This window comes from Burkholderia crassaminum (genome assembly GCF_964265005.1).
GTDB lineage: Bacteria > Pseudomonadota > Gammaproteobacteria > Burkholderiales > Burkholderiaceae > Burkholderia.
In genome coordinates this window covers 621,974-644,751 of the sequence record NZ_OZ183801.1, presented here as the reverse complement: position 1 = coordinate 644,751, position 22,778 = coordinate 621,974, and the positions used below count along the sequence as shown (strand labels likewise).

The 22,778-nt window shown below is 65.1% G+C and carries 25 protein-coding genes and 1 pseudogene; 15 read left to right on the top strand and 11 right to left on the bottom strand.

Translation table 11 applies throughout. From position 1 onward, the window contains the following. The first annotated feature begins 6 nt into the window (after positions 1-6). The 6 genes from benC to ACPTTF_RS36090 all read left to right on the top strand — a co-directional run bounded on the left by benC (position 7) and on the right by ACPTTF_RS36090 (position 5,302). On the top strand, positions 7-1,029 hold the full coding sequence (gene benC, locus ACPTTF_RS36115) for a benzoate 1,2-dioxygenase electron transfer component BenC (RefSeq protein ID WP_423372317.1): 1,023 nt from the start codon (positions 7-9) through the stop codon (positions 1,027-1,029). Then, entirely contained in the window at positions 1,026-1,802 is a 777-nt protein-coding gene (gene benD, locus ACPTTF_RS36110) for a benzoate diol dehydrogenase BenD (protein ID WP_423372316.1), read from the top strand. The genes benC and benD overlap by 4 nt, the downstream gene beginning before the upstream one ends. 101 nt (positions 1,803-1,903) lie before the next feature. Next, positions 1,904-2,302, top strand: coding sequence for a RidA family protein (locus ACPTTF_RS36105; protein WP_423372315.1), 399 nt, complete (start codon positions 1,904-1,906; stop codon positions 2,300-2,302). A gap of 231 nt (positions 2,303-2,533) precedes the next feature. Then, positions 2,534-3,346: a creatininase family protein gene (locus tag ACPTTF_RS36100; RefSeq protein WP_166959806.1), complete on the top strand. Its 813-nt coding sequence runs from the start codon at positions 2,534-2,536 to the stop codon at positions 3,344-3,346. Between the two features lie 69 nt (positions 3,347-3,415). After that, a complete protein-coding gene (locus ACPTTF_RS36095) occupies positions 3,416-4,594 on the top strand; it encodes a YncE family protein (protein ID WP_423372314.1) in 1,179 nt (392 codons plus the stop codon). A gap of 225 nt (positions 4,595-4,819) precedes the next feature. Next, entirely contained in the window at positions 4,820-5,302 is a 483-nt protein-coding gene (locus ACPTTF_RS36090; protein WP_423372313.1) for a DUF1641 domain-containing protein, read from the top strand. Between the two features lie 149 nt (positions 5,303-5,451). On the opposite strand, the gene ACPTTF_RS36085 is transcribed toward ACPTTF_RS36090, so the two are convergent. Next, positions 5,452-6,162, bottom strand: coding sequence for a response regulator (locus ACPTTF_RS36085; RefSeq protein ID WP_423372622.1), 711 nt, complete (start codon positions 6,160-6,162; stop codon positions 5,452-5,454). Between the two features lie 632 nt (positions 6,163-6,794). On the opposite strand from ACPTTF_RS36085, the gene ACPTTF_RS36080 reads away from it, so the two are divergent. Then, a complete protein-coding gene (locus tag ACPTTF_RS36080) occupies positions 6,795-7,142 on the top strand; it encodes a hypothetical protein (protein ID WP_423372312.1) in 348 nt (115 codons plus the stop codon). Between the two features lie 86 nt (positions 7,143-7,228). Further along, complete coding sequence (locus tag ACPTTF_RS36075) at positions 7,229-7,450, top strand: hypothetical protein (RefSeq protein WP_166959695.1); 222 nt, start codon at positions 7,229-7,231, stop codon at positions 7,448-7,450. Between the two features lie 75 nt (positions 7,451-7,525). On the opposite strand, the gene ACPTTF_RS36070 is transcribed toward ACPTTF_RS36075, so the two are convergent. After that, positions 7,526-8,065, bottom strand: a complete 540-nt coding sequence (locus tag ACPTTF_RS36070; protein WP_423372311.1) for a GNAT family N-acetyltransferase — start codon at positions 8,063-8,065, stop codon at positions 7,526-7,528. A gap of 364 nt (positions 8,066-8,429) precedes the next feature. Here ACPTTF_RS36070 and ACPTTF_RS36065 point away from each other — a divergent pair, with 364 nt between their 5' ends. Together ACPTTF_RS36065 and ACPTTF_RS36060 are read left to right on the top strand one after the other, a co-directional pair. Then, positions 8,430-9,428 (top strand): cupin domain-containing protein, encoded by a 999-nt coding sequence (locus ACPTTF_RS36065; protein ID WP_423372310.1) that lies wholly within the window; start codon positions 8,430-8,432, stop codon positions 9,426-9,428. 400 nt (positions 9,429-9,828) lie between these two features. Then, a complete protein-coding gene (locus tag ACPTTF_RS36060) occupies positions 9,829-10,734 on the top strand; it encodes a LysR family transcriptional regulator (RefSeq protein ID WP_423372309.1) in 906 nt (301 codons plus the stop codon). 228 nt (positions 10,735-10,962) lie between these two features. On the opposite strand, the gene ACPTTF_RS36055 is transcribed toward ACPTTF_RS36060, so the two are convergent. The 4 genes from ACPTTF_RS36055 to ACPTTF_RS36040 all read right to left on the bottom strand — a co-directional run bounded on the left by ACPTTF_RS36055 (position 10,963) and on the right by ACPTTF_RS36040 (position 13,129). Next, complete coding sequence (locus ACPTTF_RS36055; RefSeq protein WP_423372308.1) at positions 10,963-11,631, bottom strand: peroxiredoxin-like family protein; 669 nt, start codon at positions 11,629-11,631, stop codon at positions 10,963-10,965. A gap of 267 nt (positions 11,632-11,898) precedes the next feature. Then, a complete protein-coding gene (locus ACPTTF_RS36050) occupies positions 11,899-12,441 on the bottom strand; it encodes a carboxymuconolactone decarboxylase family protein (protein WP_423372307.1) in 543 nt (180 codons plus the stop codon). Positions 12,442-12,580: 139 nt separating this feature from the next. Continuing rightward, a complete protein-coding gene (locus tag ACPTTF_RS36045) occupies positions 12,581-12,802 on the bottom strand; it encodes a hypothetical protein (protein WP_166966196.1) in 222 nt (73 codons plus the stop codon). Positions 12,803-12,865: 63 nt separating this feature from the next. Next, the gene (locus ACPTTF_RS36040; RefSeq protein WP_347814802.1) at positions 12,866-13,129 is read right to left on the bottom strand and encodes an HPr family phosphocarrier protein; all 264 of its coding nucleotides are present in this window, start codon (positions 13,127-13,129) and stop codon (positions 12,866-12,868) included. Positions 13,130-13,487: 358 nt separating this feature from the next. On the opposite strand from ACPTTF_RS36040, the gene ACPTTF_RS36035 reads away from it, so the two are divergent. Together ACPTTF_RS36035 and ACPTTF_RS36030 are read left to right on the top strand one after the other, a co-directional pair. Then, positions 13,488-13,832: a zinc ribbon domain-containing protein YjdM gene (locus ACPTTF_RS36035; RefSeq protein ID WP_021158207.1), complete on the top strand. Its 345-nt coding sequence runs from the start codon at positions 13,488-13,490 to the stop codon at positions 13,830-13,832. Between the two features lie 43 nt (positions 13,833-13,875). Then, positions 13,876-14,712 (top strand): spermidine synthase, encoded by an 837-nt coding sequence (locus ACPTTF_RS36030; protein WP_423372306.1) that lies wholly within the window; start codon positions 13,876-13,878, stop codon positions 14,710-14,712. 44 nt (positions 14,713-14,756) lie between these two features. Here the strand turns inward: ACPTTF_RS36030 and ACPTTF_RS36025 are convergent, their stop codons facing one another. Continuing rightward, positions 14,757-14,942 (bottom strand): ribbon-helix-helix protein, CopG family, encoded by a 186-nt coding sequence (locus ACPTTF_RS36025; protein WP_021158209.1) that lies wholly within the window; start codon positions 14,940-14,942, stop codon positions 14,757-14,759. Between the two features lie 86 nt (positions 14,943-15,028). Then, positions 15,029-15,787, bottom strand: a complete 759-nt coding sequence (locus tag ACPTTF_RS36020) for a YoaK family protein (protein WP_423372305.1) — start codon at positions 15,785-15,787, stop codon at positions 15,029-15,031. A gap of 251 nt (positions 15,788-16,038) precedes the next feature. Here ACPTTF_RS36020 and ACPTTF_RS36015 point away from each other — a divergent pair, with 251 nt between their 5' ends. After that, the gene (locus ACPTTF_RS36015; RefSeq protein ID WP_041492597.1) at positions 16,039-16,389 is read left to right on the top strand and encodes a hypothetical protein; all 351 of its coding nucleotides are present in this window, start codon (positions 16,039-16,041) and stop codon (positions 16,387-16,389) included. After that, positions 16,386-16,598, top strand: a complete 213-nt coding sequence (locus tag ACPTTF_RS36010; RefSeq protein ID WP_423372304.1) for a twin transmembrane helix small protein — start codon at positions 16,386-16,388, stop codon at positions 16,596-16,598. The genes ACPTTF_RS36015 and ACPTTF_RS36010 overlap by 4 nt, the downstream gene beginning before the upstream one ends. Before the next feature lie 205 nt (positions 16,599-16,803). On the opposite strand, the pseudogene ACPTTF_RS36005 reads toward ACPTTF_RS36010, so the two are convergent. Then, positions 16,804-17,639: pseudogene (locus tag ACPTTF_RS36005) on the bottom strand (transposase). A 482-nt stretch (positions 17,640-18,121) separates the two neighbouring features. Here ACPTTF_RS36005 and ACPTTF_RS36000 point away from each other — a divergent pair. Further along, positions 18,122-19,141: an AraC family transcriptional regulator gene (locus ACPTTF_RS36000; RefSeq protein ID WP_423372303.1), complete on the top strand. Its 1,020-nt coding sequence runs from the start codon at positions 18,122-18,124 to the stop codon at positions 19,139-19,141. Between the two features lie 25 nt (positions 19,142-19,166). On the opposite strand, the gene ACPTTF_RS35995 is transcribed toward ACPTTF_RS36000, so the two are convergent. Both ACPTTF_RS35995 and ACPTTF_RS35990 read right to left on the bottom strand, forming a co-directional pair. Next, positions 19,167-21,317, bottom strand: coding sequence for a hypothetical protein (locus ACPTTF_RS35995; protein WP_423372302.1), 2,151 nt, complete (start codon positions 21,315-21,317; stop codon positions 19,167-19,169). Between the two features lie 507 nt (positions 21,318-21,824). After that, the gene (locus ACPTTF_RS35990) at positions 21,825-22,745 is read right to left on the bottom strand and encodes an AraC family transcriptional regulator (RefSeq protein ID WP_423372301.1); all 921 of its coding nucleotides are present in this window, start codon (positions 22,743-22,745) and stop codon (positions 21,825-21,827) included. Positions 22,746-22,778 lie beyond the last annotated feature (33 nt).

Genomic DNA, 22,778 nt, shown 5'->3' with positions numbered 1-22,778 from the left:
GACACCATGTCCAGCTACACGATTGCACTGAATTTCGAGGACGGGGTAACCCGCTTCATCGACTGCAAGGCCGGCGAGAAGGTTCTCGACGCGGCCTTCCGCGCGAAGATCAACCTGCCGATGGATTGCTCCGACGGCGTGTGCGGCACCTGCAAGTGCCGCGCCGAAAGCGGCCGCTACGACCTCGGCGACGACTACATCGACGATGCGCTCACCGAAGACGAAAAGGACGGCGGCCTCGTGCTGACGTGCCAGATGGTGCCGCAAAGCGATTGCGTGATCGCGGTGCCGACGTCGTCGGTCGCGTGCAAGACCGGCCAGAGCGGGTTCGCCGCCACGGTGACGAAGGTCGAGCAGCACAACGATGCGGCCGTCGTGCTCGAACTCGACGTCGGCGCGGCAGCACCCGTGTTCCTGCCGGGCCAGTACGTGAACATCGACGTGCCGGCGAGCGGCCAGCATCGTTCCTATTCGTTCTCGTCGGCGCCGGCCGACGCGAAGGTCAGCTTCCTGATCAAGAAGATCCCCGGCGGCGTGATGAGCACGTGGCTCGAATCGGCGCAGCCCGGCGACACGCTGGAACTGCACGGGCCGCTCGGCAGCTTCTACCTGCGCGACGTGCAGCGGCCGCTGCTGTTCCTCGCGGGCGGCACGGGGCTCGCGCCGTTCCTGTCGATGCTCGAGGTGCTCGCGCGCACCGGGTCGCAGCAGAAGGTGCACCTGATCTACGGCGTGACGCGCGATCTCGACCTCGTGCTGGTCGAAGCGATCGAAGCCTACGCGGCGAAGCTGCCGAACTTCAGCTTCGCGACGGTCATCGCAGATGCGGAGTCGAGCCATCCGCGCAAGGGCTGGGTCACGCAGCACATCCCGGCCGATGCGCTGAACGACGGTGACGTCGACGTGTATCTGTGCGGGCCGCCGCCGATGGTCGACGCGGTGCGCAAGTATTTCGACGACGAAGGCGTGAAGCCGAACAGCTTCCACTACGAGAAGTTCACCCCCAACGTCACGGCAAAGGCGGCATGACCATGCAACGATTCTCCGGCAAGGTCGTCGTCGTCACCGGCGCGGCGCAGGGCATCGGCCGAGGCGTCGCGATGCGCGCGGCGGCCGAGGGCGGCAGGGTGCTGTTCGTCGATCGCGCGGATTTCGTCACCGAGGTGGCGACCGAGGAGACCGGTTGCGAGACGGCCGGATTCGTCGCCGATCTCGAAACCTACGAAGGCGCGCACGCGGCGATTGCGTACGCGGTGCAGACGTTCGGCGGCATCGACATCCTGATCAACGGCGTCGGCGGCGCGATTCGCATGCGCCCGTTCGCCGAATTCGAGCCGGCGCAGATCGATGCGGAAATCCGCCGCTCGCTGATGCCGACGCTCTATACCTGTCATGCGGTGCTGCCGCACCTGCTCGCGCGCGGCGGCGGCACGATCGTCAACGTCTCGTCGAACGCGACGCGCGGCATCCGCCGGGTGCCGTACTCGGCGGCGAAAGGCGGCGTCAACGCGCTGACGTCGGCGCTCGCGATGGAATACGCGGCGCACAACATCCGCGTCGTGGCCACCGCGCCGGGCGGCACCAGTGCGCCGCCGCGCCGCGTGCCGCGCAATGCGGCCGGCGACAGCGAACAGGAACAGGCATGGATGGGCGAAGCCGTGCGCCAGGTCACGGAATCGACGTTCTTCAAGCGCTACGGCAGCCTCGACGAACAGATCGCGCCGATCCTGTTCCTCGCGTCCGACGAGGCAAGCTACATCACCGGCACGGTGCTGCCGGTCGCGGGCGGCGATACGGGTTGAGCGGCGCGCCGCGACGCCGCTTGCCCGTGTTCGAGATGTTCATCGACAACCAACCCACCAACCAACCGGCCGGCGCGAAGACGCCGGCCACGGAGACCGTCATGCGTGATCGCAAAGCCATCGTTCCGGCGGGAATGGAAGCGGTGTACGAGAAGATCGGCTACGCGCCCGGCCTGAAGGTCGGCGATACGCTGTACGTATCCGGCCAGATCGGCCGCGATGCGGCGATGCAGCTCGTCGAAGATCGTGAAGCACAGATCGTGCAGGCGTTCGAGAATCTGAAGGCCGTGCTGGAGGCTGCCGGCGCATCGTTCAACGACGTGGTCGACCTGACGACCTTCCATACCGACATGCGCGACCTGCCGGTGTTCATGCAGGTGCGCGACCGCTACCTCGATGCACACCCGAAGCCGGCGTGGACGGCGGTCGGTGCGCACATGCTGGGCGGCGCGCCCGGCTATATCGTCGAGATCAAGGCAGTGGCGGTGTTGCAGGCGTGATGCGCGTTGACGGGAGGCGGGCGCGAGGAGCCGCATTCCACGCATCGAATCGACTCGTCGCGGGCTGAAATGGAGCGGGAGACTTCGCAATCCACCGCGCAATCCTGACGAAATGCTTTCTCGCGAGCTCGAGCGTGCATCGTTGCTCCGCCGTCAGCGACAAGTCACGCGAGTTCGTTTATGGTGCGAGGGAACGCAGCATCGTCTCTTTCCTTCCGCCGAGAATCCGCGATGAAATGCCTGCCACGCGCCATCTTCGCCGCCCTCGCTTTCACCGTCGCACAAGCCGCGCTCGCCCAGGTGCCCGCAACGGTGCGGCTCGAAGACCTGACCTGGACCGAACTGCGCGACAGCATCCGGGCCGGCAAGACCACCATCCTGATTCCGATCGGCGGCACCGAGCAAAGCGGGCCGTACGTCGCACTGGGCAAGCACAACGCGCGGGTCGGGGTACTGTCCGAGCGGATCGCGGAAGGCCTCGGCAACGCGATCGTCGCGCCCGTCATCGCCTATGTGCCCGAGGGGGGCTATGCGCCGCCGACGTCGCACATGCGCTTTCCGGGCACGATCACCGTGCCCGACGACGTCTTCGAAAAGACCCTCGAATCCGCCGCCAACAGCTTCCGGGTTCATGGCTTCACGAACATCGTGTTTCTCGGCGACCACGGCGGCTACCAGAATGACATCAGGCAGTCGGTAGCCCGGCTCAACAAGTCGTGGGCCGGCACGGGCGCGCGCGCGTTCGTGCCGGCCGAGTATTACGGCACCAGTTCCGACGGTTACGACCAGATCCTGCGCGAGCACGGTGTGCCGGCCACGGATATCGGCACGCATGCGGGGCTTGCCGATACGTCGCTGCTGCTGGCGGTCGCGCCGCGCATGGTCAGGGTCGACAAGCTGCGCAACGCCGCGAAGCCCGGCGCTGTCGACGGCGTTTACGGCGGCGACCCGCGTCATGCGAGCGTCGAACTCGGCCGGCTGGGCACCGACGCCATCGTGGCGCGCACCGTCGACGCGATCAGAAAGGAAGTCGCCGGCCGTTGACGCAACCGCGCCACCGCGCCACCGCGCCACTTTTGCCGTCGTTCCATTCAATCGAACCGGGACATCGTCATGCCACTGCGCTTTGCCCGTCACATCCGCTTCCCCCGTCCCGCGATCGTCATCGCGGCAGTGCTGGCCGGTTTCGGTGCGCATGGTGCGATCGCGGCGTCCGCCGTCGCGGCCGTACCCGGCATGCCGCCCGTCATCCACCCCGACAACCTGTACAGCGAGGCCCAGGCCGGCCGCATGAGCGCGGCGGTGTCGGGCGCGTTGCCGCGCATCTATGTGCCGAACCTGAGATCGAACGACGTCTATGTGATCGACCCGGCCACGTACAAGGTCGTCGACCGGTTTGCCGTCGGCCGCAGTCCGCAGCACGTCGTGCCGGCGTGGGACCTGCAGACGCTGTGGGTCGCGAACAATGCGGAAGGACGGACCGACGGCAGCCTGACGCCGATCGATCCGAAGACGGGCAAGCCCGGCCCGGAAGTGAGCGTCGACGATCCGTACAACATGTATTTCACGCCCGACGGCAAGGATGCGATCGTGGTGGCCGAGGCGCATGCACGGCTCGACTTCCGCGACCCGAAAACGATGGCGCTGAAATCGAGTCTCGAGGTGCCGCAATGCAAGGGCATCAACCATGCCGACTTCTCGATCGACGGCCGGTATGCGCTCTTCACGTGCGAGTTCGGCGGCAAGCTCGCGAAGATCGACATGGTGGACCGCAAGGTGATCGGCTACCTCGAACTGGACCGGAAAGGGATGCCGCAGGACATCCGCGTGTCGCCGGATGGCAAGGTGTTCTATGTCGCCGACATGATGGCGAACGGTATTTACGTCGTCGATGGCGACCGCTTCACGAAGGCCGGTTTCATCCCGACAGGTGTCGGCACGCACGGGTTGTATCCGAGCCGCGACGGCACGAAGCTCTATATCGCGAATCGCGGCTCCAATCTCGTCCACGGGCCGCGCCACGGCAAGGGCAGCGTGTCGGTGCTCGATTTCGCGACGCGCAAGGTGGTCGCGACCTGGCCGATCCCCGGTGGCGGTAGCCCCGACATGGGCAACGTCAGCGCGGACGGCAAGACGCTGTGGCTGTCGGGCCGCTTCGATGATGTCGTCTACGCCATCGACACCACGAGCGGCGCGGTTCGATCGATTCCCGTCGGCATGGAGCCGCACGGCCTGACGGTGTGGCCGCAGCCGGGCCGCTATTCGCTGGGCCATACCGGAAACATGCGGTAGGGCGGCGGCCGGTCGGCGCGTATCGACGCGTATCGGCGCGGCCGTTCGACAGGCGGGCCGCACGGCGCGCCGATGAAAAGGGCGCGCGGTTCGCGTGCCTGCCCGGCCCGTTGCCGCGCATGGCGGCCGCTGCTGCCGGGCACACGGGGGCGGACGAACGAGACGCATCCGGCGCGCGCGGCAACCGTCGCGGCGGCCGCGCGGCGCCCCAACCGGAGAAAGCCGATGACCGAACGTCAGTCCCCCGACACGACGCCGCCGCATGCGGAGCCCGGTGCGCACGACGCGCTCGAGCACTTGCTCGGCAGCCTGCACCGGCATGGATTCCTGCATCTGGCGAGCGAGGTCGTCAGCGCGAATGCGCGGCTGGCCGACACGTTCGTCGATGCGCTCGACAAGCCGGGCATGCAGAGCGGCATGCAGAATCTCGCGGTGCTGCTGATGGCGCTGTCGCGCATTCCACCCGAGCAGTTCGGCAAGGCGGTGTTCGCAGCCGCCGACGCGCTGCACCACGTCGGCGCGTGGCAGCCGGCGCAGCACGAGCATGTCGCTCCCGGCGTGCGCGGCGCCTACCGGCTGCTGCACGACGAAGCGCTGTGGGACGCGTTGACGCCGTTGCTCGAAGGATTGAAGGTGTTCGCGCAAGGGCTTGCGCGCGATCCGGAGACGCCCGTCACCGCGCCCGGCGAGAAGACGAACGGCTCGTGACGGTGTCCGGTGGCGTGCCGGCATCGACGTGCACGAACCCGAGCGGCAAAGGTCGTGGGGGCCGTGCACGCGCAATCGTCGGCGGGCAACCGGTCAATGCGAGCGGTCGAGCGGTGTGTGACGCGACAGGCTGCATGTGATGCAGCACGTCATTCCCACGCGTGCTTGCTGAACTGATAGCCCTTGCAGCGGATCGTCTTGATTCGCTTCGGTTCGGTCAAGTCGTCACGCAGCTTGCGGCGCAGCTTCGAGATGCGGCCGTCGATCGAGCGGTCGAAGCCGTCGAACTCGATGCCGCGCATCAGCTGCGTCAGGTCTTCCCGGCTGACCACCTCGCCGGCGCGGCAGACCAGCGCCCACAGCAGGTCGAATTCGGTTGAAGTCAGGCGCGGCGCGCTACCGTCGGGAAGGCGAATCTTGCGATCCGCCCGGTCGATCGAGAACTTGCCGAACTCGAATCGCTGGGGCGATGCCGGCGCGCTGTCGGCCGGGCGCACGCGCATCCGTCGCAGGTGGGCCTTGATCCGCGCGAGCAGAATGCGCGGCTCGACCGGCTTGCGGAGAAAGTCGTCCGCGCCGAATTCCAGGCCGAGCAACTCGTCGAACTGTTCGTTGCGGGCCGTCATCATGATGACGATGCCGTCGTACTGCAGGCGTGCGTCGCGGCAAATCTCGAAGCCGTCCTTGCCCGGCAGGTTGATGTCGAGCAGCACCAGGTCCGGGCGACGCGCGACGATCGTGGACACGGCGTCGGTGCCGTCGAACAGGGTGTCCACCTCGTACTGATGCATGCGCAGATAGTCTGCGATCAGCGAGGACAGGTGGACGTCGTCTTCGACGAGCAGGATTCGGATGGGCATCGCTAAACGAGGGGGTGAAACGGGAAAGTGGCGAGCGCTCAGGCCCGGTCCGAACATGGGGCAGCCGAAGAGAGGCGCATGATACTGAGAAACATTCCGGCGGAATGTGGCGAAATATGCATCGGTCGGTGAGCCCGTCTGCATGCACCGCTTCGCCGCCGTGCAAAGAAGCGGATGCATGAAGGTGCGGAGTCGTGTCGTCGTCGAGCGACGCGACGACGGGTGAACGGGCTCGGAGCGATATCCGGCGCGCAACCGGCAGGGATGCCGGGCGACGTTTCGGTCGCGCGAAAACGTTTGCGAAATGAGTGCGCACGCGGGGCGTCGCACACGCCGCCAGACCCAAGCCCGGTAAAGGTTACTCCACATATCATTACAAAATATTACCTACTCGGCGACGCGGGGCTCCCTACAATCGTCGCAACTGATTCGCGAGCGTGGCGCACACTGGTTTCCGCATGATTTCAAAGGGCTTTCATCGACGAAGGCGGCCACCGATCGCGCGCCGTTGCCCCTCGGTCATCCCCATTCGGCGCACCGCTGCTGGTGTCGAACGCGTGCGGATCGGTGTTGACATCGTGCTGGCCCTGGCCTTTCAGGAAAACGGCACAATGTTCTGATAGGAATGCGAAATGATACCGCTTGAAATCATCCAGAATCTCGATTCACTCACGAACGCGATCGAAGTCGCGGTCGCCCGTGCCGACTGGAGCGAAGCCGTCCGGGCCGCAGAAACGCGTTCGAAGTTCCTGATGACGCTGGTACCCGATCAACCGGACGAGGTTCGTCTGGCGATCGGCAGAATGCAGGAAACCGATATGCGGATCTCCACCGCCGCACGGGAAATGCTGGAAGCGCTCGTCGCCGAGGGCTGGCAGGCGCTTTACGAAACCCGGCTGGCGACGAAGGCGCTGGCGGCTCAGTCGCTGTCGCCCGGGGCGGGAGCCATGGCGTCCCGATCGCCTTCTTGGCCCGCATGAATTTCACGGCCCCTCGCGGGGCTCATGCTCAATACGCGGACGGGTCTTTGGACGTGCCTGTCAGGTCTCAACGTTTCGGTGGCGGTATGCGATTTCGAAAGCGCATCAGTTATGTCGATGCAACACGATGGTTCGCCGATGGCGATCATGACCGGGTGGCGAACCGTCAAGGCGGACGGGCGGTCGCTACCCCGGAAGGCTGGCGCCCGGTGAAGCCGGGCGACTGGATATTGATTGATGACTGCGGCAACTGCTGGCCGATGGACAACGGGCTCTTTACCAGTCTTTATGAAGCGGTCATGGAGTGAGCGGGGGTGAAGCATCGGTGCAGCAAGCCGATGCGGCACGCCCGCGATAACCGGTTGACCGGTACGCCGTTCAGCCTACCGGCTCGCGCGCGAAAACAGCAATGAGTCGGTGTCGTTGAACCGGATCCCTATCGGCTCGCCATAACCGGCTTTCTCCGCGACACGGATCGACGCGACGTTGGTCGGCGCGATCACGCACACGCTGCGCTCGAACTGCTGTTGTCCGTCGAGCCATGCGAGCGCGGCCGCGAGCGCCTCGGTCGCGTAGCCCTTGCCGTGCGCCCATGTCGCGAGGGCCCAGCCGGCTTCCGGCACGCCGCGAATCGACGGCTCGATGAGCCGGTGGAAATCGGCGAAGCCGAGATCGCCGACATAGCGGCCCGACGCCTTCTCGCGAATCGCCCAGTAGCCGTAGCCGAGCAGCGGCCACAGCCCGCGATACGCGAGCATGCGCATCCACGAGTCGCGCGGCGCGGACGGCTCGCCGTTGAAAATGTGCTCGACAACCTTCGGCTCGGCCCACATCGTGGCGAGCGCATCGAAGTCGCCGAGCGGATGGCCTTCGAGGATGAGGCGCGGCGTGTCGAGAACGGGTGGGGATGAGACAGGCGGCATTGTGGTTTCCGGAAAGAAGGGGGGAACGGCCTGGACGTCAACATGTCGATGCCGCGCTGGTTGGGACCCGTTCACGCACCCGTTGGCAGATCGGGTAGCGATGTTGCTCGGCGAGCGGCGGCGTGCGATCGACGGCACGCGACGGCGACACGCTACGAGCGGGCATGTCCAATGCGGCAAGACAGGGAGCCGGAATGATAGCAAAACGCTTGCCGGGACGGGCGGTGCGTCCGGCGGCCTGGAGTGGCGCCGGTGCATCGACGACGTCGAGCAGCAAACCTGCGCGATTGCATCGGCTTACCGCGCGATAATCGGACTTTCATGCGGTATGCGCCGCACGTCCGATGTGCCTTCACCACTCGACATGACACGCGAATCCGACTGGCTGAGCCGCTTCATGGCGCTCGTCACGGTTACCGGGAAGCTCGAAATCCGCTGCGCGTTCGGCGCGCCGTGGGCGGTCACGTATGAACGATCGCCTGCGTGCGAGATCCCGTATCACGTGGTGCTGCGCGGCCGCGCGATCCTCGAGAATCCCGACGACGGCACGGTGCGCGAACTCGGTGGCGGCGATCTCGTGCTGCTGCCGCACGGTTCCCCGCACGTGCTGCACGACGGCAGCGGGTTGCCGCCGGTGCCGGCGGTCAAGCGGCCCGGCGGTCACGTCTTCATCGGCGAGAACGCGGGCACCGGCGAGCGGCTGGACATGCTGTGCGGGCGTTTCGTGGTTGCGCCGCCGCACGACCGGCTGATCCGGCGCCACCTGCCGGCCGATCTCGTCGTGCGCGCGGTGGCGGATAGCCGCACGCCGGACGCGCTGGCCGCCACCGTGCGGCTGACCGCCCTCGTGGAGCTGATGCGCGCCGAGTCGCTCGAGCAGCAGCTCGGCGGCCTCGCGATCCTGAACGCGCTGTCGGCGGCGCTGTTCGCGCTCGCGCTGCGCGCAATCAGCGATTCGGGGCAGGCGCCGACCGGCCTGCTGGCGCTGGCCGGCCAGCCGCGCCTCGCGCCCGCGATCGTCGCGATGCTCGACGATCCGGCGAAGCCGTGGACGCTGCCCGAACTGGCCGCGCTGTGCAGCATGTCGCGCGCGACCTTCATGCGCCACTTCCAGTCGAAGCTCGGGCACTCGGCCGCGGATCTGCTGACGGATATCCGGATGAGCCTCGCCGCTAATGCACTGCGCCAGCCGTCGGCCAGCGCGGAGGCCGTATCGGCCGACGTCGGGTATCAGTCGGTGGCGTCGTTTCGCCGCGTGTTCACGCGCTGGGCCGGCATGACGCCCGGCGACTGGCGGCGCCAGTCGCTCGGTGGCTCGCGCGATGCGGTGGCGGATGAGGGTGTTGCCGACGATGCGGAGTAGGCGGGAAGGAGGGCGTCGTATCCGAGGGTGTTCGCGAACACGGCAGGCGCGGGCGGATGTGACGGGCTGCCAGGCAGCATCTCGACCTGCGCTCGGTTCGACGAACCAGAATTTCACCGCAGGACGATCGCATCGCAGCGCCGGGAAATCGGCGCGGATCCGGCGAATGTCCTGATGCCCGGTTATTCCTCATGTCATTGCGCGATCATGGTGAATCTTCCGACGGGCAGTTCGACTCCGTTACGTGGCGACGCTGCGCCACGTTCCGCGCGACGGGCCACCGGCCGGCCGAACACGCACGCCGTACTAGAATTTGCGCGGACGGCTGCCGACTTGCGCGGCACGTGCAGCATGGCAGCACGGCAGGGCCGCACGGAACCAGGATACGGAGACGCAGCGCATGGATCGACTCGCCGCAATGGAAACCTATGTGAGCGTCGTGGAAGCGGGTTCGTTCTCGGCGGCCGCGAAGCGGATGAATCTCGGCCAACCGGCGATCTCGAAATCGATCGCGCAGCTCGAGGAGCGGCTTGGCGTGCGTCTGCTGTTGCGCTCGACACGCGGGCTGACGCCGACCGACGCCGGACAGCGCTTCTACGAACATGCGAAGCGGGCGATCCGCGAAGCCGACGAAGCCGAGCACGTCGTGCGCGACGCGTCCGCGAGCCTGTCCGGCAGGCTGCGCGTGAGCGCCGCCGTGAGCTTCGCGTGCCTGCACGTGCTGCCGCGACTCGACACGTTCCTGAACCGTCATCCCGATCTGGAAATCGACCTTGCGCTCGATGACCGCAACATCGACCTGCTCGAAGAGGGCACCGACGTCGCGCTGCGGATGGGTACGCTGATCGACTCGTCGATGATCGCGCGCCGCATCGCGCGCAGCCCGCGGCTCGTCGTCGGCACGCCGGCGTATTTCGAGCGGATGGGCACGCCGGCCTCGCCGGCCGATCTCGCGCGCCACCAGGCGATCGTGTATTCGCAGCGCGGGGGCGGTGAAGCCTGGTCGTTCAGCCGGAGCGGCACCGAAGTCGCGGTAGCGGTGTCCGGGCGCTTGCGCGTGAGTGCGGCCGAAGGAATGCGGACCGCCGTGCTCGGCGGCATGGGGCTGGCGGTCGCGTCGCGCTGGATGTTCTCGCCGGAGCTCGCGTCCGGTGCGGTACAGGCGGTGCTGACCGACTGGGCGCTGCCGCCGGTCGACCTGTGGGCCGTGTTCCCGTCCGGCCGGCTCGTGACGGCGCGCGCCCGCGCATTCGTCGAATTCGTCGAGCAGGTGCTTGCGGAAGGCGAACCTGTGGCAGAACAATAACGGCGTACGGGCAGGGCCACTGTCGCCGCCGACACTCGGCCGTCGCCCGGCACGACGCGTCGCCGGAAGCGCGAGCGCCGATGCGCCGAGCCGTCCGGCAAGCGAGCGTCCGATCCGCTTGGTCGTGCCGGCGGGGAGGAACGTACACGTAGTCGTGCAGGACGCCCAACGGTACAGCGAAGCGGGAAAGGGCCGCCGCGTCGCGTGCGGCGGCGCGGCGGCTTGCGCTCACGCGTGCACGGCCTTTTCGATGACCGGGAGCATGTCGGACGGATCGGGGCGATGCGTGTAGTCGGGATTGACTTCCGAATACAGCACGATGCCGTCCTGGCCGATCACGTAGCGTGCCGGCATCGGCAGCGTCCAGCCTGGATCGTTGTTGAACGCGGGCAGGTCGTTCTTCAGCATCTTGTACAGGTCGACCAGATAGTCGGGCAACTGGAAGCGCAGGCCGAACGCTTCGCCCGTCTCGCCGTTCACGTCGCCGAGCACCGGGAAATCGAGGTGATTCGTGCGGACGGACTTGCGGCTGTTGACGGCCGTCTGCGGTGAAATGGCCACCACGTTCGCGCCGAGCGCGGCGAGTTGCGGCAGCGCCTCGTTCAGCGCCTGCAGTTCGAGGTTGCAGTACGGGCACCAGACGCCGCGATAGAACGTGACGACAAGCGGCCCCTTCGCGAGCAGGTCGACTGACGACACTTCGTTGCCGTCCTGATCCTTCAGGCGGAACGTCGGCGCGCGATCGCCGGCCTTGATTGCGCGGGCGGCCTGGCCGCTCGCGATCAGTTCGGCCGTCGCGCGCTCCATGATCGGGTGGATTTCCGGCGGCGCGTAGTACGGCGGCTTGCCGGCCTTGAAGTCGGCCTTGAAAGCGTCGAGCTTGTCCTGGAGCGACATGGCGATTCTCCTTCGAGTGACGTAACGTCGGGTTGCGTGGCGGGCGAGCGTCGGCTCGTCGTGGAACCCATGTTCGGCGAAGCGCTGTCGCGTCGGTAGCAGGCGCGCACGCATAACTTCCATTCCCGGCGGGAATGGCGCGGCGCGATCGCGTGCGCGCCGCCGTGAACGCCACGCGCCCGTCACGGCAGCGGTGCCGGCGACGGGCGCAATCGAAATGCCGCTGCGGGCCGGCATCGCGACAGCATGCCGGCACTGCCGCGATGCTTACTTCACGGGCGGGAAATCGACGACCGTGTCGTTGATGCGGTTGAACGTGTTGGTGAAGATCGTCAGTGCGATCGCGAGCGAGATTTCCGCGAGTTGCGTGTCCGTGTAGCCGGCTTCGCGGATCGCCGCGAATTCGTCGTCGGTGATCGTGCCGCTCGACCGTTGCAGGTTCAGCACGAAACGGATCAGTGCGTCGCGCTTCGCGTCGCCGGTGTTCGGCTCGCGCGAACGGATCGCGCGCAGTGCGTCGGCCGACAGGCCGGTCATCTTGCCGAGCAGGTTGTGCGCGGCGACGCAGTAGTCACACCCGGTGTCGGCGCTGACGAGCAGCTTGATCGTTTCGAGATCCTGCCTGGAGAGCGTGCCGCCGGCGAGTACACCTTCGGCATTGAGCACCGCCGCGAGCGCGTTCGGCGCGAGATGGCCGACGGCGGCGAACAGGTTGGGGACGGTGCCGCCGGCGACCTTGCGGACTTGTGCGTACACGTCGGCAGTTGCACCGGTGGCGGTTTCGATGGCGGGGATGGCGATGCGGCTCATGACTGGCTCCTTGATCGGAAAGTGGGCACCCGTTCGTTCGGGGTGACTCCACTTTAGAAGCGCAGGGCGATCCTCATAAGGCGCACAATCGCCATTGTGATGCTCAAAAGGATCAAGCTGATTCGCTGCCGCTTGCGATCTACTTCCGGCTTTTCAGGAAAGTCCGCCCTTCGGGCGTGATCGACGCGCCGGAGCGGCCGTGTGCGGAATGGCTGACGAAGCCCGCGCCGACGAGCTCCCGCGCGATCGACCAGCCGAGCGCGGGCGCATCGCGCCCGTAGCGGACGTCGGCGAGGCGCTCGAGCGCCCAGATGGCGGAGGCCGACAGGTTCGGGGTGTTGGACGTGAAGTTGTCGCTCATCGCTTCCTCGTGAAAAGGGGATTCGGGGTGGGCGGGATGCCGTGACGTCGGGTGGTGCACGGGTCAGCGGGCCTGCAGGACGGGCAGCAGCGCCTGCAGTGCCGCCTGCTCGTCGGGGCCGGTGGCCAGTACCTGCGCGGACGTGCCGCCGTGCACCTGCAGCGCCGCGACGGCGGCGCTGTCCTTCGCATCGCTGCTGATCCCGTTCGCGATCAGCAGGATGTCGCTTTCGAAGCCGCGCGCCGCGTCGACGGCTGCTTCTCGTGCGGCTCCGCCGCGGTTGCGGTTCCATGCAGGGCCGATTTCAACGTACACAACGGTTGCCACGATGTCGGAAAGCCTCTGGACGGGGGAATCGGTGTGCGGCGCCGGGCCGGCAGTACGCCAGGCACGCGTGAAATACGCTTTCCGGCACGACTCAGGGGCGCCGGCAGCGAGGCCGGGGTGTGTCATCCTGCTTGGATGTGCCGGCATTCTCGGTGAAACGGGGCGCAAGTCCGGCGAATTGCGCGAAAGCGGTGATTATAATACAGCGTTTAAGATATGTGTATTGCATTATAATGCCGTGTGCGCCGATGGCGGCCCGCCGATCCGTCGGCGCGCGCCGCCAGGCCGGCCGGGCGACGCTGCGAGCCTCGCCCGGCATTTTTATCGACGATCCACCTCCTCCTGAATGGAAGCTGCAATGAACGCCGCCCCCGCCTGCCCGCAATGCGCGATGGAAAACACTTACCCGGACGGCACGCTGACCGTATGCGCGGACTGCGGCCATGAATGGTCGGCCGGCGCCGGCGCCGAAACGGGCGACGAGCCGGCGGGCGACGTCGTCAAGGACGCGAACGGCAACGTGCTGTCGGATGGCGACTCGGTCGTGCTGATCAAGGACTTGCGCGTGAAGGGCTCTTCGATCACCCTGAAGATGGGAACCAAGGTCAAGAGCATCCGGCTCGTCGGCGGCGATCACGAGGTCGATTGCAAGACCGACATGGGCGGCTTCATGCTGAAGGCCTGCTACCTGAAGAAAGTCTGAGCGCTCACGCCCCGATCGACCGTTCGCAATCGACTGCCCACCCATGGCTGAGGAACGAATTTCCTACGATGCGTTCGTCAGGTTCCTGGCGACGCCGCTGAACGACGGCCGGCCTTTCGTGCTGGAGACGCAGCACGCGCTTTCGCTGCACTTCGACCATTTGGGCACGCAGAGCTTCATGTCGCTGCGGGATCCGGGCCGGCTCGAGCTCGGCTATACGCGCGTGATGATGGGCTTTCTGCTGCTGCAGCCGGTGCCCGCGCACATCTGCATGCTCGGGCTCGGCGGCGGTTCGCTGGCGAAGTACTGCTACCGGCACCTGCCCGGCGCGGCGATCGACGCGGTCGAGATCAACGCGGACGTGATTGCGCTGCGAGACGTATTCAGGATTCCTGCCGATGACGGCCGGTTCACGGTGGTGTGCGCCGACGGCGCGGATCATCTGGAAAGGACGGATGTCAAGACGGACGTGATCCTGCACGACGCATTTGTCGCGGACGGCATGCGGGGCCGGTGTACGGGCGCCGCATTCCTCGCGGCATGTCGGGAGCGCCTGAGCGAAAACGGCGTACTGGCGATCAACTTCATGGACGACGATCCGGCGTTGCCGCAGCATCTCGAGCAACTGCGAGCGGTGTTCGGCGCCTCGTATACGCTGGTGCCGTGCGGCGACGACAACAACTTCATCGCGTTTGCGTGGAAGAACGGCAACCGGCTGCCGTCCTTGCGTATCCTGCTCGAGCGCGCACTTGCGTTCACACAGGCCGGCGAGCTCAAGCTGGCGGCCACGGCGAGGCGGATGAAGGCCGGCGAGGGCGTCGAGCCGCGGCGGCTGGTGCTGCGTGCGCAGCCGCACGGGCGGTGGGAGATTGGCGCGTAATCGGCACGTAATCGGCGCCGCGCGCGTGGCCGGTGCGGCCGCGCTTACTTCACGCGCTTGCCGAGCGCGCTCTTGGTCTTGTACGTCACGCCGTGACGGTCGAGATACTCGCGGATCAGTTGCCGCACGACTTGCGAAGGCGTGAGATCCTGCTCTGCGCAGAGCATCTCGAAGGCTTCCTTCTTCGCGGGGTCGATCAGGACGGTCAGGCGGGCGGTTTTCGTTTCCATTGCGAGGCGAGGGTGGTCGGTATGTTAATCAAATTATAATCGATCAGCCTGCTGCGCCGCTGCCGGAAACGCTGCCGGATGTGCGGTCAACGCTTGCTTCGGAGCAGCACGAGCAGGTCGTCGATCACCGGTACGATCGCGAGCGTGACGAGCACCGCGGCGAGCGGCACGGTCGATACGTAGCCGGCATGCTTGAAGCCGATCGCGCCGGCCAGGCCGCCGATGAAGAACGATGTGAGCATCGTGGCGTGAATCCGCAGTTTCGAACGGTTGGCGACCACCGCATGCGCGTCGACGTCGATCGCCGCCCGGTTCCAGTAGAACAGCTTCCCGAGCTCGATGCCGAGGTCGGTCACGATGCCGGTCATGTGCGTCGTGCGGATCTCCGCGCCCGACAGCTTCGTGATCGTCGCATTCTGCAGCCCCATGATGAAGCACAGCAGCGTCACCGTCACCGGCACGAAGAAGGTTTCCCACAGCGCGAGGTGGCTGCCGAGCAGCCCGAACAGGAGCAGCAGCGCGGCCTCGACCAGCAGCGGCAGCATGAACTGGCTGTGCAGGCCGCGGCGGCGGCCCCAGTTGACGAGGATCGCCGAGCAGCTGGCGCCGATCAGGAACGATCCCAGCGAGCTGATGCCGGCCAGTGCGAGCCGCACGTCGCCGAGTGCCGTCTGGTCGGCGATCGCCGATACGATGCCGCTCATGTGCGATGTGTATTGCTTGACCGCGAGGAAGCCGCCGGCATTGGCCGCGCCGGCGACGAACGCCAGCGAAAACCCGAGCTGACGGTTCGCGGTCGTGCTGCGGTGTTTTCCGGTCAGGTTTCGAAAGTACTGCGCTGGCATAGGGGCTTCGCTCAATCGCCGCGGATCGCGGGCACGGACGTGAAGACCGGCGCCGGGCGGCAGGGCGGGCAGGCCGCCTGCGCGCAGGCACCGGGTCTCTCGAATCATGTGATGAACATGATAATGCCATTATCATACTCTGTTGGCCCGATGGGGCTTTCAGTACAATGTCATGCGGCGCGGCCTGACGGCGGATTCGCTGCCGCATTGCCGCGCCGCCCGCATTCGCGATCACCTCTGCCTACCGTTTCATGACCCCGATCAAGTTCATTCTTCGCTACACGGCGATCCCGTTCACGGCCATCGTGGCCGTGGTGATCTGGACTGTCATACCATCGTCGAAAGAGATCGATGCGAGACAATACGCGGCGCTGTCGCGTGCGTACGCGAGTTTCCCGCTGCCGTTCCGGCGCGAGATCTCGGAAACGATGGACCACGGCCGGATCAACGACCGGCGCTACCAGGCGCTCGTGCGCGATTCGCTGGGCAATGGCGTCGCGCTGGACTGGCCGGCGTCGGGCGTCGGCGAGCTCGCCGACGAGCGGCAAAAACTGGCCGAACTGATTCAGGCCGATTCCGATCTTCAAGGGCATCACCAATGAAAACTCTGCTGGTTTCCGTGGCATTCGCGATGATCATCGCAAGCCTGATCTTCGCGCTGTATTTCATGAATCATGATCGCGGCAAGTCCAAGCGGATGGCATGGTCGCTCGCGGCACGCGTCGGGCTGTCGGTCTCGCTGTTCCTGTCGCTGCTGATCGCTTACAAGCTGGGCTGGATCGAGCCGACGGGGTTGCCGATCGGGCGCTGAACGACGGACGCCCCGTTGCATGCGGGGCGTTTTCACAAACTCAAGTTTGAGTCCTTAATAAGGCTATTGTGATAAGAATACTTATCCCGACATCGCGATCAGATCGAAGGGCCAGGAATTTGGACAACGTGCCACCATCAATTTCCTCGCTGCGACAGGGTGGCGAGCAGTTGATGACTGACCTGCGGCGGAATTGTGTAGCCAGTTAAGCAGTGAGTCGCATGTCGATATTATCGGACGCCAGCCAAGCTCGACCGACCGTGGACGGAGGTTGGTAGCGGTGAGCTATGCGGGCGTCGCTCGTTGTAAAGCTGTCGCCACTGCTCGATGACAGCACCAGAATCACGTGCTGCGAGTGCAGGCTGGCGCCGACCTCGATCGCCAGACATTCCCGCGTGCATTCATCTATTACGCACAGCATCTTCAAGACCTGGTCGTCCACCAGCTGATCATGGACGAGGTCGTAGCGCCAGACCGAATTAGGCCACGTCGCACCGGGCAGGCGAATGTCGCTGCCTCAGCGTCGCCTGCGCGGACGCCGTCTCGGAATGCTCAGCTTCAGGGCTCGCCACAGGCGGCGCACCCGCGACTCGCCCAACGACAGCCAGGCCGAGATACGGCGATACCCAAAGCGCGGCACCTCCCGAGACGCTGCGGTCAACTGCTCGCCCAGAAGCCGATCTTTCTCTGGCCGCTTGGGTTCATAGGCCGGCACCGGCAACTCAACCCCAGGTAACGACATGCCTAGCGTTGTGACAACCCCCGCCGGATCAGGACTTCCAACGCTTCGCGCCGTCCCGTCGGGGTGTTCTTTTTTTCGGTTGAACGCGTTCAGACCATCGATCACCAGCAGTTGCTCGGCGACCAAGCGCTTGAGCCGCTCGTTTTCCGATTCAAGTTCTTTGAGCCGACGGACTTCAGCCACATCCATGCCGCCGAATTTGTTTCGCCAGTGCTAGAACGTTTGCTCCGTGATGTTGTGCTGCTTGCACAGATCTTTTACGGCTCTTCACGGCTCTCGGTTTCCCGAGGAATACGGATGGTGTATCGCTTCTTCGTCGAGTTCTCCTTGCCTCCAGGATAAGAGAACTCACTTGCCGTTTGGCTACACGATCCATCTCAGGTCACATCCCCGTGATTTCAATGCAGATTACGACGGTAGCGCCATCCAGGCGTGACAATGACTAGCGGTCACTAATCCAATATTATTTTCAATAAAATCAGATAGTTTCTGTCTGGTCTTTTTGTGTCGCTTGAGAAACGGTCTGGAGGGGATTATCCGGCTGTCAGGTGCCTGGACGGGCGTCATGTGGCATGTTTGGCATGCGTTAATTGATAAATTAATCGGTGCAACGGTGGTGGCTTTAATTACGGTTTACGGCAATGCCGGAAATATTCCCCGGCTCGCCAACGTATCTGTATACCATTGTCGGATATACATCGAACCGCACTCCTGGTGAGTGTGCATATTGATTCAGATTCAATAGCGCCACGCTCTCCCCACCTCGATCGCACCGGATGCCATGTCGACCTGTCTTGCCGCCGCAGTCGATCCGGAACTTCAGCGCAAACTTGTCGACAGCGAAAGGTCGCTGCTGCATGTCAATCCCGCCGCAGCCGGCGTGGTATCGACAACGCGCGCCCCGCCGGCCGTGCTCGACGACTGGCGCGTACTTGCAGCGGTGCGCTTCATGGAGCAGCACCTCGATGCCCGGATGCGACTCGACGATATCGCCGCCCAGGCGGATCTCAGCCCGCATCACTTCCAGCGCTACTTCAAGAAGCTGTTGGGGCAGTCGCCGGCCGCCTATCGCCGCCGTATCCAGCTGGAGCGTGCCGCCCTGCATCTATGGATCACCGGCCATCCGGTGATCGATATCGCGTTCATGGCAGGCTATGCGAGCCACGAGGCGTTCGTCAGAGCCTTCCATGCCCAGTTTGGTCGCGTTCCGTCGGAGTACCGCATCCATGCTCGCCAACAGGTCAGTTTTCCGACTGGCGAGGAGCGGGGACGCGTGGCGGAAATCCGGGTGTGCGAGCAGCAGCAGGTTCCGTTGCTGGCGATGCGTTTTTATGGACCGTATGCAAGTGTGGAAACGCACTGGCAACGGTTCGTGGAACGCCTGCACGTACTGGGGATCGCCCCCGAACGGTTCCAGGCGATCGGCATTGCGTACGACAGTCCGGAGATCGTCCATAACGCATTTATCCGCTATGACTGTGCGATTGTCACGTCCGATTACGATCATCGCCGTTCGGGTCTGGCGCGTCTGCCGTTCAGAGCAGGAGCCTACGGAGTGCTCTCGCACGATGCGCCGTACGACCGGATATTTTCGACCTATCGCGTATTGAGCACCGCGTGGCTGCCGACGATGGCGGACGAATTGCGCATGGAACTCACCTGTGTATACGAGTGTTACCGCGAACCGCCGTGGTTGAATGTGGGCGGTTCGCAGCGCTTCGATCTGATGCTGCCGGTTGCCTGGCTGCGAGCACCGCCGCGACCCACAGGTGCACGCGCCAGGACCGGAAACGTGGTTTAGCCGCCGACCACAGGAACGCAGGCTGTCACGCGGTCACGCCTGAAACGGCGCTTGTGCCGGCCTGGCCGGCTTCGCCGAGCGCGCGGGAAAACTCGATCACCGAGAGATCCTTCACGCCGCCAGGTATGCCAGGTGTGTCGTCGTTTCTTCCACACATGAAGAGGGTTAGATTCGACGCTCCCGTCACGATGCTGCCCGCCCCGTAACGAAAATGAGGGTCCCTGATCTTCGTCCGGTTTTCCGCCAGGACATGCCGGTTCGACAGCAACGTTATCGCGCGCTTGTCGAGGTCGATGCGGTACAGACCTGCCCAGTCGTCGATCGCCTTGGGGTTCAAATCGCTGCCCTCCAGATCGCCCGCCAGACTCAGCAGATAGAGCGAACCGTCTTCGGCCCTCAGCAGATTCATGTTATCCGAGCCGTGCTCCGTTCGCGCCTCGAACAGCGGCTCGAGCGCGAATTCGGGGTCGTCGAGAAGACAATTGTTGCTGAGATAAAAATGGACGTCCTTTGACTGGTTGATCGCGACAAGGTATCGCAGATCGTCGAACGAGCCGACATCGACGACTGCGATCGACGCGACACTGATACCTGGTTCGAGCAGCGCCGGCATGCGGATCGGACGATGCAGGTCGGTCAGACCGCCAAGCCAGAAGATGTTCAGGTAGCTCGAGCCCGGATCGGTGGCCGGCCACACGCGCTCCACTTCGACAAGCAGGTAGTCTCCCACCAGTTGACAGCCACCCGGATGATTCCACCAGTCCGGCTTCGTCGTGGTTCGAAGCTCGCGTCGTTCGACGGCCGCGTCGCGATTCACGATACGGATTTCTCCGTTCGGCTGGGCGATGTCGCGGGAGTCGTGGGTGAGAAGATCGAACTGGTTCCAACGGGCCATGCCCTGATAGTGGCTAATCCCGAAGTCGTATTCCATGTGGGTGTACCTATGCCGATAGACGCCGGAGCCGTCGATGTTCAGCCGCTCGAAAGCCTGTCTCGGATCGGTCAGCCGGTTCGCGGAGAGCCGCCCCGTGTCGGAGCTTTGCGCGAGGCTGCGGCCGTCGTTGTGCCAGAGGCCGCCGGGCACGTCAGTCCGGTTGTCGCACCACATCACGACGCGCGGCTCCTGATTGTTGTCGATGCCGAGCACCTGAAGATTGCCGTCTGCGCCGCCCGCCAGCCTGACGGAGATCGCCTGCGTCGACGCGGGTTGCGCTTTGGGCGTCTGCCACTTGCCGTCACCGTCGGTCCACGCGAGCGGCAGTGCGCGACCGCCGCCCTGGACGCCGACGAGATACGCTCGCTTGCCGAACAGGATCGAATGCATCGCCACATAGTTATAACCTTGCAGCGTGACCGGCGTGAACTCCTGGTGCCAGTTACCGTCAGCGTCTTGACGGGAAATCCTGACGATCTGTCCTTGGTTCGTTAGTCCGAAGACATAAAGATTGTGATGAATGTCGTGCTGAACGAGGATCTCCCGATAGGACGCGCCGGCGTTGGAGCCGAGACGCTGGTTGCGCTCGCCCACCGGATTCCATTGGTGCGAGCTGTCCTGCCACGCGATCAGGTAGGCGAAGCCGTCCGTTGCGCCTATTCCGATCAGTTGCGGAAGATCGTAACGTCCGCTGCCGCTACCGACGCCCAGCTGAAGTGTCCGGTACTGCCGTTGATACGTCAGTGGCTCGTTGCCGCCTGCGTGCCAGCTACCGTCATTCGACTGCGTGACGGCAAGGTACGGAAGCCGGTCAGTCTGTCCCAGGCCGATGACTTGCAGACCGTTGGTGCCGGGCCCGCAGGCTAGCTGTTCGACGTAACCGCGATCGGGGCCCAACGGGCCAGCCGCATAGCCGCTGGGCGCTCGCCACTCGCTGTTGTAGTACGCCGCCAGGTAAAGGCGGTGCGTGGACGAATCGGTGCCCAACGCCTGGAGATATCCGCCGTTGCCCGCTACGAGCTGAATCTGACCGTACGACCGCCCGCCGGCGAAGGCGAGCGCGTTGTAGCTCGGCATCATCCACGCACCGGACTGCGCCTGCCACGCGTAGCCGTAGAGTCGCCCGGGCGACTGGGGGTCGTTGCCGATTCCGATCAGCTGGACTATGAAAGGGGCATGGTCCGGCCGGTCGCCGAACGAACCCGCCGTTAGACTGACCGCGGTGGGGAATTGAGTGCGCATGTCTTTCTCCTTGGCAAAGATACGGTGAGCACGTGGAGCTGTGGAGCGCGCCACCTGCGATGCCGTCGAGCGGACGCGGGGCGTGTCGGTCGCGAATCTATCAAGCGGTTGAGGGCGCGGCTTGATAATTCTTGCGATCCGTATCGGGCCGGGCAGCGCGTATGCATTGCGGGTACCTTGATGCTGCAGCCGGGTCTCGTTGGTGTATGCCTGAAAACAGGCATGGACCGCACGCGGGTGACCATCCCGCTGCTGAAGTCCGTCATCTGTCTGGCTTTAATCCGATTCGGCGGCGCGGCGGCAGCCTTTGTACTCGCCTCGGCCGGTGGGGCTTGGTGGCGGCTGCGGCCCCTATCGGTTGGTGGTCGTGGCTGGCCAGGCCGGTCCCCAGGAATGCCGAAGCCGGCGGTGGCCGGATGGTGGCTGTGATCCACCCCTCTATCGCGCTGGCCTCCACTGTCGGGGGGGAGAGCGCCACCAGAAGCGCTAGCGTCCCGTGCGACGACACTAGCCGCCCGACTCGCTCGTGATGTCGTGGCGATAGGCGCGGGGAGAGCAACCCGCGATGCGTTTGAACGCGTGTCCGAACGCGCTATCCGAGTCGTAGCCGAGCATTTGCGCGATCGCCGATATCGATGCGTTCGAGCGTCGCAGTTCCCGCATCGCGAGCTGCACGCGCCAGCGCAGTACATACTCGAGCGGCCCGAATCCCAGCCGCCGCTTGAAATGCAGTGCGAACGTCGAACGCGATACGTGGCAGCAGGTCGCGAGTTCGTCGACCGTCCAGCGTCGCGCGGGCTCCGCATGAATGGCGGCCAGTGCCGTGCTCACCCGGGAATCCGCGAACCCGGCGAGCCATCCGACATCGCTGTTCGCGCCGTCGTCCACGTAGCGGCGCAGGATCTCGACCAGCATCATGTGACCGAGATGTCGAACCATCAACGACGCCCCCGGCGATGGCTTGCCGAATTCATGTGCGAGCCGCTGCAGCGCCCAGCGCAACACCGCCGCCTGCTCGGAGTCGCCGCTCACGACCACCACGGGCGGCAGGCTGCCGAGCAGCAGCGGCATGCCTTCCTCGTACGAGAAGCGGCCACCGATAAGAAAGCAGTTCACGGGTTCGCCATAGTGCGCGATGCCGCGTTCGAGGTTCCGGTACACGTCGGCGGCGGGGACCGGCATCACCGATGGATCGCTCGCCAGCGAAAATGCCCGCGGCGCTGCGAGCAGGAAGCAGTCTCCCGTGCGCAGCCGGATCGGTGCTCCGGCGCCGTCGACGGTCAGCCAGCAACTTCCTTCGACAACCGCATTGAACTTGATTCCCTCGGGCGGGGGAATGGCAACCGCCCACTGGCCGCCGGCTCTCAGGCCGGTGAAATACGAGTCGCGCGTTTCCAGCAGCGACAGCACTTCCGATAGGGGATCCACGCTCAAGCTCCGGACGATCTCGACGAAAAACCG

Bases quoted from the DNA above. Each gene is read 5' to 3' on its own strand.
- benC (WP_423372317.1), top strand. From the start codon at position 7: ATGTCCAGCTACACGATTGCACTGAATTTCGAGGACGGGGTAACCCGC.
- benD (WP_423372316.1), top strand. From the start codon at position 1,026: ATGACCATGCAACGATTCTCCGGCAAGGTCGTCGTCGTCACCGGCGCG.
- ACPTTF_RS36105 (WP_423372315.1), top strand. From the start codon at position 1,904: ATGCGTGATCGCAAAGCCATCGTTCCGGCGGGAATGGAAGCGGTGTAC.
- ACPTTF_RS36100 (WP_166959806.1), top strand. From the start codon at position 2,534: ATGAAATGCCTGCCACGCGCCATCTTCGCCGCCCTCGCTTTCACCGTC.
- ACPTTF_RS36095 (WP_423372314.1), top strand. From the start codon at position 3,416: ATGCCACTGCGCTTTGCCCGTCACATCCGCTTCCCCCGTCCCGCGATC.
- ACPTTF_RS36090 (WP_423372313.1), top strand. From the start codon at position 4,820: ATGACCGAACGTCAGTCCCCCGACACGACGCCGCCGCATGCGGAGCCC.
- ACPTTF_RS36085 (WP_423372622.1), bottom strand. From the start codon at position 6,162: ATGCCCATCCGAATCCTGCTCGTCGAAGACGACGTCCACCTGTCCTCG.
- ACPTTF_RS36080 (WP_423372312.1), top strand. From the start codon at position 6,795: ATGATACCGCTTGAAATCATCCAGAATCTCGATTCACTCACGAACGCG.
- ACPTTF_RS36075 (WP_166959695.1), top strand. From the start codon at position 7,229: ATGCGATTTCGAAAGCGCATCAGTTATGTCGATGCAACACGATGGTTC.
- ACPTTF_RS36070 (WP_423372311.1), bottom strand. From the start codon at position 8,065: ATGCCGCCTGTCTCATCCCCACCCGTTCTCGACACGCCGCGCCTCATC.
- ACPTTF_RS36065 (WP_423372310.1), top strand. From the start codon at position 8,430: ATGACACGCGAATCCGACTGGCTGAGCCGCTTCATGGCGCTCGTCACG.
- ACPTTF_RS36060 (WP_423372309.1), top strand. From the start codon at position 9,829: ATGGATCGACTCGCCGCAATGGAAACCTATGTGAGCGTCGTGGAAGCG.
- ACPTTF_RS36055 (WP_423372308.1), bottom strand. From the start codon at position 11,631: ATGTCGCTCCAGGACAAGCTCGACGCTTTCAAGGCCGACTTCAAGGCC.
- ACPTTF_RS36050 (WP_423372307.1), bottom strand. From the start codon at position 12,441: ATGAGCCGCATCGCCATCCCCGCCATCGAAACCGCCACCGGTGCAACT.
- ACPTTF_RS36045 (WP_166966196.1), bottom strand. From the start codon at position 12,802: ATGAGCGACAACTTCACGTCCAACACCCCGAACCTGTCGGCCTCCGCC.
- ACPTTF_RS36035 (WP_021158207.1), top strand. From the start codon at position 13,488: ATGAACGCCGCCCCCGCCTGCCCGCAATGCGCGATGGAAAACACTTAC.
- ACPTTF_RS36030 (WP_423372306.1), top strand. From the start codon at position 13,876: ATGGCTGAGGAACGAATTTCCTACGATGCGTTCGTCAGGTTCCTGGCG.
- ACPTTF_RS36025 (WP_021158209.1), bottom strand. From the start codon at position 14,942: ATGGAAACGAAAACCGCCCGCCTGACCGTCCTGATCGACCCCGCGAAG.
- ACPTTF_RS36020 (WP_423372305.1), bottom strand. From the start codon at position 15,787: ATGCCAGCGCAGTACTTTCGAAACCTGACCGGAAAACACCGCAGCACG.
- ACPTTF_RS36015 (WP_041492597.1), top strand. From the start codon at position 16,039: ATGACCCCGATCAAGTTCATTCTTCGCTACACGGCGATCCCGTTCACG.
- ACPTTF_RS36010 (WP_423372304.1), top strand. From the start codon at position 16,386: ATGAAAACTCTGCTGGTTTCCGTGGCATTCGCGATGATCATCGCAAGC.
- ACPTTF_RS36000 (WP_423372303.1), top strand. From the start codon at position 18,122: ATGTCGACCTGTCTTGCCGCCGCAGTCGATCCGGAACTTCAGCGCAAA.
- ACPTTF_RS35995 (WP_423372302.1), bottom strand. From the start codon at position 21,317: ATGCGCACTCAATTCCCCACCGCGGTCAGTCTAACGGCGGGTTCGTTC.